This is a genomic window from Limnospira platensis NIES-39, from assembly GCF_026000695.1.
In the GTDB taxonomy this organism is placed as follows: Bacteria; Cyanobacteriota; Cyanobacteriia; order Cyanobacteriales; family Microcoleaceae; genus Limnospira; species Limnospira platensis.
This window is the reverse complement of record NZ_AP026945.1, coordinates 1,660,474-1,675,610: the sequence shown is the minus strand read 5'-3', so window position 1 is coordinate 1,675,610 and position 15,137 is coordinate 1,660,474. Positions and strand designations below refer to the sequence as shown.

General features: G+C 41.7%; 14 protein-coding genes and 2 pseudogenes. 7 read left to right on the top strand and 9 right to left on the bottom strand.

The window, feature by feature from the left end:
* Positions 1-82: 82 nt before the first annotated feature.
* Both N39L_RS08385 and N39L_RS08380 read right to left on the bottom strand, forming a co-directional pair.
* A complete protein-coding gene (locus N39L_RS08385) occupies positions 83-226 on the bottom strand; it encodes a hypothetical protein (protein ID WP_157888681.1) in 144 nt (47 codons plus the stop codon).
* Positions 227-243: 17 nt separating this feature from the next.
* Complete coding sequence (locus N39L_RS08380; RefSeq protein WP_014274912.1) at positions 244-2,529, bottom strand: hypothetical protein; 2,286 nt, start codon at positions 2,527-2,529, stop codon at positions 244-246.
* A gap of 503 nt (positions 2,530-3,032) precedes the next feature.
* On the opposite strand from N39L_RS08380, the gene N39L_RS08375 reads away from it, so the two are divergent.
* The 3 genes from N39L_RS08375 to cobT all read left to right on the top strand — a co-directional run bounded on the left by N39L_RS08375 (position 3,033) and on the right by cobT (position 5,580).
* Positions 3,033-3,740, top strand: a complete 708-nt coding sequence (locus tag N39L_RS08375) for a Crp/Fnr family transcriptional regulator (protein ID WP_014274911.1) — start codon at positions 3,033-3,035, stop codon at positions 3,738-3,740.
* Positions 3,741-3,808: 68 nt separating this feature from the next.
* On the top strand, positions 3,809-4,489 hold the full coding sequence (locus N39L_RS08370; protein WP_006617189.1) for a DUF2232 domain-containing protein: 681 nt from the start codon (positions 3,809-3,811) through the stop codon (positions 4,487-4,489).
* Positions 4,489-5,580, top strand: a complete 1,092-nt coding sequence (gene cobT / locus N39L_RS08365) for a nicotinate mononucleotide-dependent phosphoribosyltransferase CobT (RefSeq protein ID WP_006617190.1) — start codon at positions 4,489-4,491, stop codon at positions 5,578-5,580. The genes N39L_RS08370 and cobT overlap by 1 nt, the downstream gene beginning before the upstream one ends.
* Before the next feature lie 13 nt (positions 5,581-5,593).
* Here the strand turns inward: cobT and N39L_RS08360 are convergent, their stop codons facing one another.
* Complete coding sequence (locus N39L_RS08360) at positions 5,594-6,010, bottom strand: hypothetical protein (RefSeq protein WP_231852129.1); 417 nt, start codon at positions 6,008-6,010, stop codon at positions 5,594-5,596.
* Between the two features lie 448 nt (positions 6,011-6,458).
* Between N39L_RS08360 and N39L_RS08355 the strand changes: the two genes are divergently transcribed.
* Entirely contained in the window at positions 6,459-7,916 is a 1,458-nt protein-coding gene (locus tag N39L_RS08355; RefSeq protein WP_014274910.1) for a site-specific integrase, read from the top strand.
* A 1,017-nt stretch (positions 7,917-8,933) separates the two neighbouring features.
* On the opposite strand, the gene N39L_RS08350 is transcribed toward N39L_RS08355, so the two are convergent.
* The 6 genes from N39L_RS08350 to N39L_RS08325 all read right to left on the bottom strand — a co-directional run bounded on the left by N39L_RS08350 (position 8,934) and on the right by N39L_RS08325 (position 12,886).
* A complete protein-coding gene (locus N39L_RS08350) occupies positions 8,934-9,188 on the bottom strand; it encodes a hypothetical protein (RefSeq protein ID WP_014274441.1) in 255 nt (84 codons plus the stop codon).
* Between the two features lie 170 nt (positions 9,189-9,358).
* Complete coding sequence (locus tag N39L_RS08345) at positions 9,359-9,541, bottom strand: hypothetical protein (RefSeq protein ID WP_126277469.1); 183 nt, start codon at positions 9,539-9,541, stop codon at positions 9,359-9,361.
* An 11-nt stretch (positions 9,542-9,552) separates the two neighbouring features.
* The gene (locus N39L_RS08340; RefSeq protein ID WP_014274440.1) at positions 9,553-10,269 is read right to left on the bottom strand and encodes a tail fiber domain-containing protein; all 717 of its coding nucleotides are present in this window, start codon (positions 10,267-10,269) and stop codon (positions 9,553-9,555) included.
* Between the two features lie 173 nt (positions 10,270-10,442).
* A complete protein-coding gene (locus tag N39L_RS08335) occupies positions 10,443-11,648 on the bottom strand; it encodes a hypothetical protein (protein ID WP_014274439.1) in 1,206 nt (401 codons plus the stop codon).
* A 66-nt stretch (positions 11,649-11,714) separates the two neighbouring features.
* Positions 11,715-12,062: a hypothetical protein gene (locus N39L_RS08330; protein ID WP_014274438.1), complete on the bottom strand. Its 348-nt coding sequence runs from the start codon at positions 12,060-12,062 to the stop codon at positions 11,715-11,717.
* Between the two features lie 26 nt (positions 12,063-12,088).
* Positions 12,089-12,886, bottom strand: coding sequence for a hypothetical protein (locus N39L_RS08325; RefSeq protein ID WP_014274909.1), 798 nt, complete (start codon positions 12,884-12,886; stop codon positions 12,089-12,091).
* A 63-nt stretch (positions 12,887-12,949) separates the two neighbouring features.
* Between N39L_RS08325 and N39L_RS08320 the strand changes: the two are divergent.
* From N39L_RS08320 to N39L_RS08310, 3 genes and pseudogenes are all read left to right on the top strand, one after another.
* Positions 12,950-14,327 (top strand): annotated as a pseudogene (locus N39L_RS08320) (hypothetical protein); the annotation flags it as partial.
* Positions 14,317-14,580 (top strand): annotated as a pseudogene (locus tag N39L_RS08315) (PDDEXK family nuclease); the annotation flags it as partial. The pseudogenes N39L_RS08320 and N39L_RS08315, both read left to right, overlap by 11 nt.
* A complete protein-coding gene (locus tag N39L_RS08310; protein WP_014274433.1) occupies positions 14,573-14,941 on the top strand; it encodes a hypothetical protein in 369 nt (122 codons plus the stop codon). The pseudogene N39L_RS08315 and the gene N39L_RS08310, both read left to right, overlap by 8 nt.
* Positions 14,942-15,137: the final 196 nt, after the last annotated feature.

The following is a 15,137-nucleotide window of genomic DNA, read 5'->3' as shown; positions in this document are numbered from 1 at the left end:
CCCCAAGAAATCCCCACCCCAAAGCGATCGCACCTTTTTATCCTCCCAAATAGCCATCTCCCACCCTCTCTTTAGTGGTAGATTAGGGATTATTTAACATAGTGCGATCGCTCCTATATGCTACTTGATTAATCATGTAATACACCCCACGCAGTCCCTCTCCCACCTGGGGAGAGGTATTGAGGCTTAGGGTAATATTTTCAGCCAATTCCCAACAACCTGTCATCTCCAATTCCACCTCAATTAATCGCGTTTTTTCGGGTTACTTTTACTCATTTCTTGACTCAAAGATTCTAAACTCAAAAATTCATCATTATCATCGATTTGTGATGATGATTCATTTTCCGCCTGTTCAAAACTGCTCAAGAGATCATCAAGAGTTACATCATAATCACCCCATTCCGTCAAAGAATTATCTGATACAGTTGCCGATTTTTCGGGTTTGCCCGCCGAATTAGAAGCAGCAGAACGCGATATTTTAAGACTCGAATTTAGCTCGCCAAACAAGTTATCAAAAGTAATCATTTCCTCCTCAGAAGGCATAGAAATCGGTTGATAATCCTCCCCGGAATCTTCAGCTAAGATATCTTCAATCTCATTAGATTCCGGGCTCTCTAACCTAGCCAATTCTGCCTCTAATTGTTCCAGGGTACTCTGATCAACTAACAGCCGAGAATCCATCGATTCATCATCATCGCTATCATCATCAACACCCGGAAGCAAATTCTCATCAGGAGAAGCATAGATAAACTGTTCATCCTCCTTTAAATTGGGTTCTTCAAAGATATTACTAAAATCTTCAAAAGTATCCTGACTAGCAGATGGAGAAGCCTTTTGATTGGGCGTGTCTCTATTCATCTCTACTGGCTGATTTTGATTGATATTTTCGCTCAAAATATCGTCATCCTCCCAGAGAAGTTCCTGAGCATCATCTGGCTGTAAACTTCCGTATAAATCTAATTCTTCCGACATAGAGAAGCCATCAAACGGGTCTGACTGGCTACCATTTCCACCCCCCGCAGAAGATACATTTCTCCGAGTTTCTCTCGCCACTGGTAGCTCTTCCTCTGGGGTATCCTTAAACAAATCTTGAGTATCCAACCTCAGATCTTCCTCATCAGGTTCTGATTCTGATAAATCTGTAGATGTCTCTGTAGATGTCTCTGAGGTATCCCCAAATAAATCCTCAGCATCCCAACCCCCATCATCTACCGATTCAGGAGAGATATCAGCAGCAGTTTCCGCCACTATATCATCACTATCATCAGCCTCATCATCACCGAATAAATCAGCATCCCAATTCCCCTCATCTACCGATTCAGGGGGGATATCAGCAGCAGTTTCCGCGACTATATCCTCTTTTGGTTCCGGTCGTGGTTTTGATTCGATGGGAGTTTCGGAAACTCTAGTGGGTAAGGGAAGTTCCACCCCCGCAAAAGGAAAGAAATCATCGTGATCGGGAACAGAAGATATCTCTGGAGACGGTTGAGTTTGGGGAGTCATAGCCACCCCCTGCTGACCGATCGCATTAGGTTGAACCGTGGGAGTAGCCGGTCTAGTTTGTCGATCATCTAGGTGTATAGAAGATTGAAGTTGAGAGGTTGTAGCTTGACTCAACTGCTGGGTGAGATAATTAATCCAAGCCGAAAAAATCACCTCTCCCTGTTGTCCCAAACCGTGCATTTTCTCAATATTTTGGGACAGAGATTCCTGATAGGTTTGTAAATTGCTTTGTAGGGCCTCAAAAATGACACTTAAACTAGAATCAAGGGTCATCAGCATCTGATCAGACTGAGCCTGTAGAGTCCGCATTTGTTCCAGTCGTTGGGCTGGAGTGAGTCGGGGTAACATCTTAGAAGTTTCCAACTCCTCAGCATAGTCCCCACCAGCATCAGAGAAAACCCTTACATCGCCACTGTTTGCGCCTTCACCTCGTCCACGACTCAAAGCCGTGAGGGAAGACTCACTGGGGGTAGTCTCAACAGTATCCCCCAACAGTAGCGCATTAAGCACCTGTTCCTCAAGGTTACTCAGGGTTTCGCTGACACTCTCAGTCAGACTTTCCTGAAGACGATTCATCAATTCTTGCAGGAACTCTGTAATAATTTGTTGCTGTTCGTGGGATTGGTCAGCTGAGAGCAGATTTTCCTGTCGCCGCAATTCTAAAGCTCTGATATCCTGTAATAGTAGTTGTCGCTCATGGCGTAATTCTTCCACCTCAGACTTTAGCAAAGCCGAAAGTCGCGATCGCAAATAACCCATTTCTTCGCGCAAGGCTTGCCAAAAATTCTGCTGTTGGGACTCCGAAAGAGATGATGGGTCAGCGGAACCTGTAGATCTCAGGGACAATGAAGAGTCATCAATATCTTGTTGAAGAGATACGAGATAATTCCGAACACGCTGCAAAACTTGACGGGCGCGGGTCACGGTTTCCCCAAAAGCCACCCAAGGTAGCCTGGGGCTGGGTTGACTCAGTACCTCGTCAATTTCAGCAATAAGAGTCTGAATTTGATCCTGATGAGAAGTCAAGGGAGGGACCTCAATTTACTAGCGTTTGACGAGAAAATTTAACCGGGATATCAATATAGTTTGAGTTTCAATAGTCCAGATTTAACCTTTAAAATAGTGTTCCAATGAGTAAGCGTAGCTCGATGCTTGGCCAAAAGTTAGGGATAACCACCCCCAGGCCCGATTTGTAAGTGAACATCCAATTTAGGTTAATTTTGCTAGGATACAGTGATTTTGACTCTATATCCCTTTAAAATGATAACCTGCCTGTGCCAATCTAGTTCCCAACTCATCCCTGGTTAGTCTACCTGTGTAGGCTTATGCCCTCAATTATAATGAAAGCCAATCTTGGATTAAATCCATAGTCAAACCTTAGCTATTGTAGTTAAGTACATCGAAACCCCACAATAATAGTGGTATCGTTTGACTAAAGTTGGCTCTGTGAATGGTGACAGTGAATTGTCTATTGGACAACTCCTGCTAACTAGCCACGGATAAGCGCTAATTTCAAACATCATAGCCCAATGGAAGATCGGTACTTCTCCCGCGAGTCACAATCAGATATCACCCGGATGATTCTCTCGACTGCCTTTTTTGAGGGTTTACCTGAGGAGGTAGCCGAAAGAGCCACCTCTCATGTGGTGGGTCGAAGCCACCCCCCCAATCAAGTGATTTTGCTGGAGAATGATTGGGGTAGCTCAGTATATTTTATCTTAGATGGTTGGGTCAAAATTAGGACCTACAACCTTGATGGTAAGGAAGTCACCCTCAATATTTTGGGGAAAGGTGAATTATTTGGAGAAATGGCAGCCCTTGATGAAGTCCCCCGATCAACAGATGTAATCACCCTCGCCCCAACCATGATTGGCAATATGCCAGCTCAGGATTTTGTCCAACTGATTAACACTGAACCATTGGCAGGTATTAGGTTGGCTCAGTTAATGGGCCGCCGTCTACGTCAAGTCAATCGGCGGTTACGGTTGCGTGAGTCAGATAGTGCTTCACGAGTGGCAGATATTTTGCTGTTTTTGGCGGAGGGACAAGGAAAAACCACAGAATCAGGAACCACAATTCCTAATTTACCCCACCGAGAACTCAGCAGTTTGAGCGGACTAGCTCGGGAAACGGTCACTCGGGTACTCAGTAAACTTGAGAAAAAGGGATTAATTCATCGCGATCGCGATCTTCTCAGCATTCCCGATGTTCACGCCCTAGAGAGGATGTTGGTTTAACAATAGGTTAGCGGTCTTGGTCCTACCATGGCCCTGCCTAACCTCGTCCGTGATTTAAACTTGATAGCATGAGTGATTTTTCTAACCATAGCCCCCAACCTTCCCCTAAAACATCCGATCGCTTCCCTTCTGTGTCCCCCCTCGTTATGGTGGAAACAGCATTTCTCGCATCTACCGCCAGTTTGATTTGGTTTATCAACTACTACTTTCCCCTCGGTCCTCTGTTGCGAGTCTTTTTCTCCCTACCTATTGCCTTGCTATATTTGCGCTGGGACCGACGGGCGGCGATTATGGGTGCTGTAACCTCTGGGTTACTTTTGACCGTGTTAATGGGTCCTACACGCAGCATTCTCTATGTTATCCCCTATGGTTGGATGGGTGTGGTGCTGGGGGGTTTGTGGAAACGAGGCGCTATGTGGCCGGTGACTGTGGCGATCGGCTCCTTAATTGGCGCTATTGGCTTCTTTTTCCGTTACTGGTTGCTGTCAATTCTCTTGGGTCGGGATTTGTGGGTTTATGCCACTACCCAAATTGCACAACTGCTAGAGTCTATCTTTATTCGCTTGGGGGTACTTGCACCCCCAAGTTTACTATTTATTCAGATTTTCGCTGTATTGATGGTTTTGGCTAATAATATCGTTTATCTGTTTGTGGTGCATTTGGTGTCTCTGTTGATGCTCGATCGCCTTAAAAGTCCTATTCCCCGCCCTCCCCGTTGGGTACAGATTTTGCTCGACTATGACGAATAATGGCAATCCGAATTTATACACAGCCCCGTAATGGTCAGGCTTGGTTACGCAACTATCGCAATCAAAAGCCTATTTTTGCCTGTGTTTTGGGATTTACCCAAACGGGTTTAATTCCGGGAATTTCCGCCGCTGGGGCCAATCCTGCAGATCGCCGCCGCACCTATCTCGCAGATGCTGAATTTCTGGCCTTGGGTCCTGTGCCATCTCCTCGTTATCCTTTACCGCCTTTGGTGGCTGGCGCTTCCCCCGTCCTGATTTCGCGAGCCGTAGTGGCGGCGCTGAATATTCCCTTATATTTATTTAATGCTGGGGTTCCCGTAATTCCTTCTGTACCCACCATCGATCTCGGAGGAGTCCCCGCTAATTGCCTCAGTTCCGGCGCTGCTTTGAACTCTACCATAGTTCAACATCTATTTGAGTCTGGGTTGGCTTGGGGCGATCGCATTGCGGCTGAGGCTGATCATAGTTATGTGATCATCGGAGAATGTGTCGTCGGGGGAACTACCACCGCCCTGGCTGTGTTGATGGGTTTGGGAATTCCCGCCGCCGGTAAAGTCAACAGTAGCCACCCCCAGTGTAACCATGACCAAAAATTAACCATAGTTACCACCGGACTCCGGGCGGCGAAAATTACCCCAGGTCAAGTCGATCCCCTGACACTGGTTGCTGCTGTTGGCGACCCTATGCAAATTGTCGTTGCTGCTATGACTATTGCTGCTAGTCGCCGGGTCGGGGTTCTCTTGGCTGGGGGAACCCAAATGCTGGCCGTTTATGCTTTGGCTGAAGCGATCGCTTCTGCTAAAAATCTTTCCTGGTGTCCGGGACGGGTCGCTGTTGGTACTACTCGCTGGGTCGCAGAAGATACCACAGGGGACACTGTCGGACTCGCAAAGGCGATCGGTCCGGTTCCCTTATTGGCAACCCAACTCGATTTTACCCATTCCCATTACCCCCAACTACAAGCATTTGAACAAGGATATGTTAAAGAAGGTGTCGGTGCGGGAGGATGTGCGATCGCTTCCTATTTGTTCCGCCAATGGACATCGAGCCAGTTACTTACACAAATCGAACAACTTGCTCGCCATCTCTGATCCCCTCACCCTCTCAAGCACGCATCCGCTTAGACAATAACTGTTCTTCTAGGGCTGCAATGCGATTGTAAGCAGCAGTAAGCTGGGCTGTCAAGCGCTGGATCTGAACATCCGCACTTAACATGGTTTCTTTGCTAACCATAGTGCTGCTATTGACATAGTAATCATCACTTAAAATATCTTTGTGTGTCCCCTGGTAGTCCTCACCTTTTACCGGAATTGATTGGCAAGGAACTGCGTATAATCTACCATTGTGTTGAGGAGCATCGATATCTGCTTCTTCCATCACCACACAGGTATCTGTCAATGCTTCTTCATCAGTCCTAGTCGATGAAAACATTTCCGAAAAACCATAATCATCCCTAGGAATATTCCCGCGTAGTTGCATGACTACTTCATACAGCGCATCCACTTTATTCGTTAAAGTCATGACCTGTTCTGCTAACATATCCATAGATACTCCATGTAGGTGATTGCTATGCTCCCATCCTAGAACAAGATTCCGCTCACCCCTGATTACTTCCGATTTATTTAACCTTTTAACTTGACATACAAATTTCCACAATTCTTAGGGCGATCAACACCCCTACCACAGCCAATCTCTAGCCATTCAAACCTTAATATAACTTAAAGATTTTTCCCATACATATACCCATGACGGGCGAGATTATTCACCCCATCAAACCTGAGACCAACCCCCATCCTATTCCCATGAGTATATTTACGGTTTAAGGCTTTAATCACCCCACCAATTCCCAGGCTACAGCACTTCACTAAACACTCGACTGGAATTAAAGCGTCTACATAGCCTACAACCCCTATTCTACCGTTACTTAGGTGTTACTCAAAGCCATAACAGAGTAACAAGTGAGTAAAAAATGAGTAACGCTACTGATACCCCTACTGTAGGGGGAAAGGGTAACTATAATGAGAGTTACGCTAGATTCTTGAAAGCCTATCAGGAGTTTAAGGGGGAATGTCCCAAAGGGGTAACTCTCAAACTTCAAAAGACCGGGACTAGGTACAATCTGCTATTGCAGTTTAAGCAACCACCAACCGGAAAACGACTACCCAAAACGGCTAACCTTGAGTGTACTCCAGAAGGGGTGATAGACGGGGTTAAGAAAGCTAAACTGGTATCAGAAGCCCTAGGGACTATCACTAGCGCTAGTGAATTTTGGGATTGGTACGATGCGACTATCTCAGGAAAGAACCAGATTGAGGATAATCTGATAACCTATCGGGAAATATTCCAACAACTAGAGGATGAGTATTTTGCGGGTTACAACCGCAACACAGGAAGGAAACGTTCTCGCGATATCGCTAGTGACTTAGCGTCTTACGACACTACTAAAGGGGCATATTTCAGGCTGTTCCCTAACTGGGATGAATATCCTAGCTGGGAGAGTTTTAAGGCTATGCTATATACTCCCCTAAGTAACGGGGAACAATTAATAGGCTCCAAAACTTTCAAGGAACGTTACTACATTTTAAAAGCCATAGCTGAGAAATCACCTAACAAAGACCATTTGCTTAAACAGCTTGAGCCTATTAACGCCAAACAAACACAATTCAGAAAGAAACAACGGATAGCTGTTGATGTATTTAAGGATTGGTGGTTTAAAACCAAACAAGAAGCCTATACTATTAAAAATCACCAACATCAATCATCTCGACATAACTGGTTATGGGTGACTGGTATGGCGGTAATGTACGGGTTAAGACCTACTGAGATAGCCGCCGCCGTTAATCTAACTAAGCCATTTGTAACTGAAGATGGCGTAATCATCAAAGCACTATCAGACCCCGATAATCAGGATAATTACTTGGTGCTAGGTGACTATGTTTACTTTACTGACTCAGAAGGTCGGAAAGTGAGTATTAAAACAGGGGGAAGGATTGTTGCTCCAATTCCCAGCCCTGAAATGTTTGAGTTCCTAGAATTGAAAAAACCTTTATTGCCTCAATACACCCCTAAAAAAGGCAGTAAACCCAAAAGCATAGTTACAGGATTTGAAGCCGTGTTTAGTCAACGCATTTCCTCTATGAAATGTCCGGTAACCCAGAAATATGCTTTTCGTAGACTGTACAACCTGTTGAGTGAAAAGTATGGACTACCTATCGAGTTGCGAGCGAGACTTATGGGTCATAGCGCAATCGTCAACGAGAGTAAATATAAAACAGAAGGGATTGACGCTACCTTAGAAGTCCTCAAAGGGGTTTCTAAGTTACCTATACCATTGAACGTAGCCATAGAACGGTTAACAGCGTTAGGGTTTGATGTTGACACTCCAGAAGCTAAGGCATTTCTCAGAGTTATCTATCAGATAGATTAATCTAATCGTCAACCTTTCATAAATTAACACCCCTAGATTAAACCCCTAGGGGTTATTTTATGGCTACAAATTGATGGATCCTGTTATGGCTTTGAGTAACACCTAAGTAACGGTAGAATAGGGGTTGTAGGCTATGTAGACGCTTTAATTCCGTCAGAGCGTGTTAACTATAAACCCTTATCCTGACAGCGATAGCGGGTTATTACTCAACCCGATAACTATGCCTAGTTACTCAAATGTTACTCATAACTTAGTCCTAGCACAGGAAAATAATTTTGTCAACAGGTTGATTACTCAGTCAACAAGCACAACTTAATCAATCTGTCAAATATCCATTCCTCCCCCTAACCAAACACCGATAGGGTAACTCCCTTGTGATAGCAGTCAATGGCAAGCCTATCGGTTCGTTCCTCACCATTGACTGCTATCACATCGGTCGCACCCCTAAGAGTGTTTGTTTCGGTTATGGGGGGAGGGTATGGCTCAAATTTCAAAACCCATAGGGGTAGTCAGATTATTAGTGAAATATTGAGGAGCCTACTCACTACCAACAAAATGCGATCGCATAATCACGACTAACCTGAACTATCATCTACCGGAATCAACCCGATACCCCTAAACAACTTTTCAACTGGTGACTTGTTTCGTCATCTCTCGCTGATACCTACATAATCCTAGACAATTGCTTTACCAGCGACATCGGTTATCCACATAATCCTAGGGAATTGATTCTCCATCGAAACCGATACCTACATACTGCTAGACAAGTCTCCAATTTTTGGTGGTAATCATCCCAGGCGGAACCCAGTACCCCCAATAGACGGGTTAAGGTTTTGGCTTAGGGTGTTTATTGTGGGTAAATTAGAGGCAAGCATTCATATAAATTTTTAACAGTCCGTTGCAACAGTCTGCTGCAACAGTCTGTTAACAAAAAATATGCAAGCACCCCCTACAGTCAGAAACCATAGGGGGCCATTTAAGTTATTGGGGTAGCTGTTAGCTGTTAGGTGTTAGGGTTTAGGGTTTACGCCAACCATCATCATCAATATCATCTCTGTTAATTGGAAGAGGGGGTGATTGCTTTTTATCTTCTAACTGTTTTTTACAAACTGTTGATGGCATAAAATCATTAACATATCTAATCAAATAATTTAGGCTACTTTGGATACCGTCTAACCTATTCTCAATAAGTAAGTTTCCTGTATGCGTAATGAACATACTGATAATAATCGCGACAATAATTAACCCTAATTCAACTATTACCAAGTTCATTTATATTAATTTCCAAAAATGAAGTGTAAACCATTTAATCCTTTCTAGCGGAGAAAATGAAGCGTAAAAATTGCTATATGGTGGTGATTCAATTATTTGATATTCATTAAGCCATATAATTTCACGTTTAACCATCATATTCTGCTTCACATCATTGTATGTGTAAAATTTTAACCACCCTGCCATTTTCCAGTACACGGGTACACTGTCAGCGTCAAATAATATCCTGATAAATTTACTGCCAGAAATGTCAGGTAATTTTTTAGTACCGTGTAGCTATCATCTTCTATCCTGAAATTAAGTTCATAAACTTTAAACCAATTACTTTCAGATATATCAAGTGCATTAGGCATTATCTGTTAATTTATTGTTGAGTGTTTAGCATATTTTCCAATTTGTCGATTTTTTCTGATAATTCCTGAATTGCCGCAATCACTAATGGTATCAGTTTATCATACATGATTGTTAAGTAATCTATTTTTTTGTCGTCAACTTCAGGACTATCTGTATGGTCATTTTTAACCACTTCAACTGCGTTAGGGTATATATTTTGTACTTCTTGAGCAATTAACCCAAATTGTTCTGTACTTGGATTAAAGCCATGAAATGCTGCAAGTTCATTATACTTAAACCACGTGACTGTCAATGCGTTAATTTCGCTTAACCCTAGAGTTGGTTTTGATAAAAGTGTTTTGAATTTAAGATCAGAGCTACCTTTAACGTAGTCTCCATTATCGTTAATATAAGATACATTTGTGCCTCCTACTCTAAATCTAGTATGTACTTCAGATGATGAAGAAAGAGTTGAGCTCTTTGTAAAATATGTCTGTCCGTTGTATACTTGTATTGAACATCTATCGTTAGGAACAGCTCGCCAATCGCTTTGATGAAAATTAATACCATGATATATAAATACTCTAGGATTATTATCTGCTTCTAATTGCATAGAATAATTCCCTTGATGAGAAAACGCCCAGCTATTTCCTCCAACTCTACTATTTAGTACTAAACTTGCCGAACCAGCACTAGAGCCTATCCGGCGGATGTCAAACCCCCTCCAAACATTAAAATCAATAAGCATATTTCCATCAGGAAAACTTTCATTAGTTGCAAAAGTTACTGGATTATTTGTTATGTTAAATGTTTTAATTCCTGTTAAAGTTTGATTACCTGTAGTTCTAACTACAGTTGAATCTACATTAATTGTTCTATTAGCTGCTAAAGTTCCTCCTCCGGATCAACCATCACCTGCAGTTAATGTAATATTTGAATGTGTGTGCGTTGTGGGAGTCCTAGCGTTAGATAATCTACTATCATTACCTTGACAGGCTGTGTTTGCTGTAGTGCCATAAGCAACCGCCCATGGGCAGTACTCCCATTAAAATTATTTCCAGTTAATCCCGTACCATTTGTTAATGTATTAGGAGTATTGGCAGTTATTGTTATATTGGCACTACCATTAAACGAAGTCCCATTAATTGTTCTAGCAGTTTGAAGTGCTGTTGCTGTTCCGGCGTTTCCACTTATTGACCCGGTAATTAATGAATTAAATGTTTTAACTCCTGTCCATGTCTGATTCCCAGTTGTAATTATCCCTGAATTAGTTGCACTAGCTGTAGGTAAAGTAACATTAGTTCCTGTTGATGATGTAACTACAGGACCTGCTGTTGTTCCTGCTGTTACTCCTAAATTAGTTGCTACATTTACTTGTGCGCCTGCCGCAATCCCATCCAGCTTTGTCTTATCAGCGTTCGACATTACACCTGCAACGGTTGTTGTAGCAGCAGGTAATACAGCATTAGTACCGTCAGAACTGTTAACGGTTAACGTATTGCTTGTAGTGCTTGTAGAGAGGTTGGTGGATACGTTTGGGGCGGTGTTTCTAAACTCAGTTCCTACTAAAGTTAAGCCAGTTCCCGCAGAATAGGTTGTATTAGGAGGTGTTACCCAAACACCATCGCCGCGTAAATAGTTAGATGTACTGCCATTTGTATCAATGGCAGCAACATTACCTGAATTTGTTATTTGAGATAAGGTATGTGTATGGCTAGTTGGTGTTCTAGCATTTGATAATCTGACATCGTTACCTTCTGTAACAGTTCCAATAGTTGTTCCAAAATTTTTGTTAAATGCTGTACTTTTGGTAAAAGTAGGCTCTTTACCGTCTAATGTACTTTGAAGTCCTGTAACATTAGCAATAGTATGTGTATGTTCTGATGGAGTAAACGTAGACGGTTTGGACGTTATTTCAGTCCAGCTATGGGAATGAGTAGATGGGGGGAAAGTGCCAGGTTTATTAATAATATTATTCCAAATTAACTCAGTTAATTTGACTAAATTAGTATTGGAGTCAATAACTGCTTGTATCCGTTCATTAGTTAAATACAGATTAACTTCACCTTCTGGCAAGTCATCGGTTGATTGCCCAAACTTACTAGAGTAAATGTTGAAATTAGTCATAACTGCCTCTATATTGAGTAATCAAATAAATGGCTAATAACTTAATACTAGCCATTCATTTGATGATTACATATTGATATATTCGATAATTGTAACGCTGATACTAGCGCTAGATTCTGCTATCGCCTGTAACTCAGTTCTACCCCACGTTATTGAGATGGTATCACCTGGCTTAACCGAAAATGCAGCGTCTGACACGCTATCACCTGTAGGGTCAAATATTAGATGTACATTGGTATTTGACCGATTCTTTACAAACACCGTTCTACCGTTACTGGTAGCATTGATAGGCACAACTTCCGTGATAGTGTTAGCAGTCAAACTTATCGCGGTAGTTTCGGGAGTTCCCGGTATTTTACTGCTCATATTTAGAGTGTCTAAATTGACAACAGAACTATAAACTGAGAAACTCATAATAAACTCCTAAATCAAAGTAAAATTTACCAATTTATTGTTTGTTCTAACCCAACAATATTGGTTACGCTATCCTCAGTTATAGCATAGATAGAAGCTGTTGATTTTAGTTCATCATCCCACCCAGCGTTAGGAGGTAAATATAGGCATTGATAAGGTACACAGTTACTGATATCACCGTGACAAAACCATACCCCTACAGAACCTACGTTTTGTAAGTGCAACCTATACCGATTAATATTTGAGGGTCTAACTAATGTGGGGGTATTGCCTATTGTCACCCCAAAATTTTCGGGTTGTGTCAATGTAGGGGTTTGAGGAACTGTATCGAGTTGATATTCAGCCATGCCCAAAATATTAATAGAATCATTGTTATGTAACTGAGTTAAACACCTAGCTTTAACTATTGAGTTGCTATCAATTGCTAAACCTTCGTTTTGATTAGTGATTAATTCAATTAACAGGTTTTCGGTGTGAATGCCTCCATAATATGGCAATTTGACAATCCCTAAATTTAACCCGTTTTCTGTTGCCATATTCCCATAAAATATTTGTAAATCTACCGCTTCCTGCAACACTTCCTGTTTTTTTTCCCACCGTTGGTAATAGCTATCTTCCGGGTAAATTTTGGGGATTTGTGATTGTGCAATACTGGGAGTGTAACATCTAGCGTTTAACGATGATATATAGCTGTAAATACCGATATCATATTTATATCTTTCTGTTATTAATGATTCTAAAATAGTCCCGTTAAATAACTCTATGGCGTTACTCCAGTTAGCAGCGTTGATATTAGCCGTGATATTTTTAACACCTCTCACCATTTTAACCACCTATTAATAAATTATTTGTTAGTATAATATTACTACTTTAATGCGATTATTTAAATGGTTAGAGACACTATAAAAATTAAAGATACTATTAGGTCAAGCACACCCAGGAATATTGGTAGGTCAGGCGGGGTTGGTAGGTCAGGCGGTGTAAGTTCAGGTTTAGCAGGAGATTTAGGCGACCAAACATCTTCAACAATGGACTTTGGTAGGGGTTTACCGTATGCAAGGGAAAGAGATAGAGGAGGTGTTCCCGGATTAGTAAATCCTTGGGACCCAATTACCAGAGTGCCGCGTGGAATTAACCCAGAAGACCATGGTAGGTGGAAAAGAGAAGACGAGGCACGACGAGTAGATGATGACACACGACGAGTAGACGAGGAACCCCCAAAAAGAGATGAACCAAAGGGAGGAAAAAAACCTAGGGGAAAGGGTGGCGCTGGTAGAGGTTTTGGCGGTCCTAATAGCGGTGACGAGGTAGATGATGATAAAGGAAGGCGGCCACCAAAACCGGGGAACGAAATGCCAGACCCTCGTGATTATCCTGTTAAAAATAATGATAAATGGCATTTAATGATTTTTGCTCAAATAGTAAATAGTAGACTTAGCAGTGGAACATCTAGTATTAATAGGCATTGGTGGAGAAAGCAGGAATCAACAACGTCAAATTTTAGACTTAATAAGATTGGATTAGATGTGTTTATAGAGTGGGAAGAATCATGGAATGATTCAGAGTACAATTACGAAGAGCCGATAATTGTACATAATGATTATGTTAAACATCGTAAGTTATACCCGTTAAAACCTTACTATATGAATTCAGGTTGTGAAAATGTTTCATTTAATAGTTTTTATAACTCTGAATATAACGCTTCATGTCGTGGTCCAAATAGGCTTAGTATTAGTCCATTATTCGGGTCTATCTTTTACCGTTTAACTCCAACCACAACCTGGACAGACGTAACAACTGTTTGGACTAAAGACCCGGAAGCAATGTTAGAGTATATACATTTATGGGAAGTTCCATATGCTGATAGAGGTCATCAATCATACTACGAATATGAGTCTGACATATTTTCGAATGCCTATCGAGGTAGGTGGTATGAAAATACATACTGGTATCCAGTATTTCCTACGAGTACTAGATTAAACTACACCTCCTTAGACGGTACACGAATTTGGGAGAACACCCGTAATTATAGCTATAAACTATGGATTCTGTCTGAAGATAAAGATTATTTGCCGCCAGAAAACAACGTTCGTCAAATCACAATACCAGACAGACATGAATGAAGAATGCTGTGGAATGATTAGAAGGATTTACGAGTTCCTAGACCCTGAATACTTTCCGGCTGAAATGCCGGAAAAAATAACGGTTAATGCTGATAATCCAGAGAACAGAATTAAACGAATAAACACATTGCCAGAAACCTTGGAAAAATATCACCTGGACCCCCGACTTTTATAGTCCGTTCTTTAATCGTTACATCGAAGTTAAGGGAGTATTAACTGATTCATTTAAGCTAAAAATGCAGTTATTGCAGTACCTTAATCCTGGTTTAGTCAATCAGTGTTGGTTTGTTATAAGGGGGACATCCTACCGATGGCAAGGCATCTCATTTATCAATATCGACGAGTTTAAGGGGCTTTTGAAAAACTTAGAGATTCCAAGGGTAAACAATGAATAAACTGCACTACAAGGGGTTATTTTCCATTGACGGTGAGTTAATAAACACCACCTATAACCCACACCTATTTGAGTCAGAAACCACTCAAATAGCCTACCGGATACTAACCCCTATAAAGGAACATAAAACCCAGGAAATCCTTGATTTAGCTTATTCCTATATGGGTTGTTATAGCCCTAGGGGGGACTACAGAGGTCACGACGCTACAGCAAGGTTGACAAATGAAGGCAGCCTACGAGTATCAATTGTTGGTAACCCTCAATTTTGGGAGGTATGCAAAAAAATTTCAAACGTCATAATCAATCATCAAAGGATAGTTAATCATGAGTATCGGATATTACGGCAAAAAACAGGACGATAAATTTAGTTATTGCAGTGCAGTTAAGCCCGGTGAAACGGCAACCTTTCTAATTGTTGATTATGCATAATTCCGAATTAAGTCACCTCATTTATGGATATTCGGGAAAGGTGTATCAGGGGATTTTTCTAACTTCAATGATAGGGATTGGAGTTATTCCAAAGGTGATAAAGAATTAATTGCTGTACGGTTTTGTATT

Coding starts and splice junctions, on each gene's coding strand:
- N39L_RS08370 (WP_006617189.1), top strand. CDS start 3,809: ATGAGTGATTTTTCTAACCATAGCCCCCAACCTTCCCCTAAAACATCC.
- cobT (WP_006617190.1), top strand. CDS start 4,489: ATGGCAATCCGAATTTATACACAGCCCCGTAATGGTCAGGCTTGGTTA.
- N39L_RS08340 (WP_014274440.1), bottom strand. CDS start 10,269: ATGCTTATTGATTTTAATGTTTGGAGGGGGTTTGACATCCGCCGGATA.
- N39L_RS08330 (WP_014274438.1), bottom strand. CDS start 12,062: ATGAGTTTCTCAGTTTATAGTTCTGTTGTCAATTTAGACACTCTAAAT.
- N39L_RS08360 (WP_231852129.1), bottom strand. CDS start 6,010: ATGACTTTAACGAATAAAGTGGATGCGCTGTATGAAGTAGTCATGCAA.
- N39L_RS08325 (WP_014274909.1), bottom strand. CDS start 12,886: ATGGTGAGAGGTGTTAAAAATATCACGGCTAATATCAACGCTGCTAAC.
- N39L_RS08375 (WP_014274911.1), top strand. CDS start 3,033: ATGGAAGATCGGTACTTCTCCCGCGAGTCACAATCAGATATCACCCGG.
- N39L_RS08345 (WP_126277469.1), bottom strand. CDS start 9,541: ATGCCTAATGCACTTGATATATCTGAAAGTAATTGGTTTAAAGTTTAT.
- N39L_RS08355 (WP_014274910.1), top strand. CDS start 6,459: ATGAGTAACGCTACTGATACCCCTACTGTAGGGGGAAAGGGTAACTAT.
- N39L_RS08385 (WP_157888681.1), bottom strand. CDS start 226: ATGACAGGTTGTTGGGAATTGGCTGAAAATATTACCCTAAGCCTCAAT.
- N39L_RS08350 (WP_014274441.1), bottom strand. CDS start 9,188: ATGAACTTGGTAATAGTTGAATTAGGGTTAATTATTGTCGCGATTATT.
- N39L_RS08310 (WP_014274433.1), top strand. CDS start 14,573: ATGAATAAACTGCACTACAAGGGGTTATTTTCCATTGACGGTGAGTTA.
- N39L_RS08335 (WP_014274439.1), bottom strand. CDS start 11,648: ATGACTAATTTCAACATTTACTCTAGTAAGTTTGGGCAATCAACCGAT.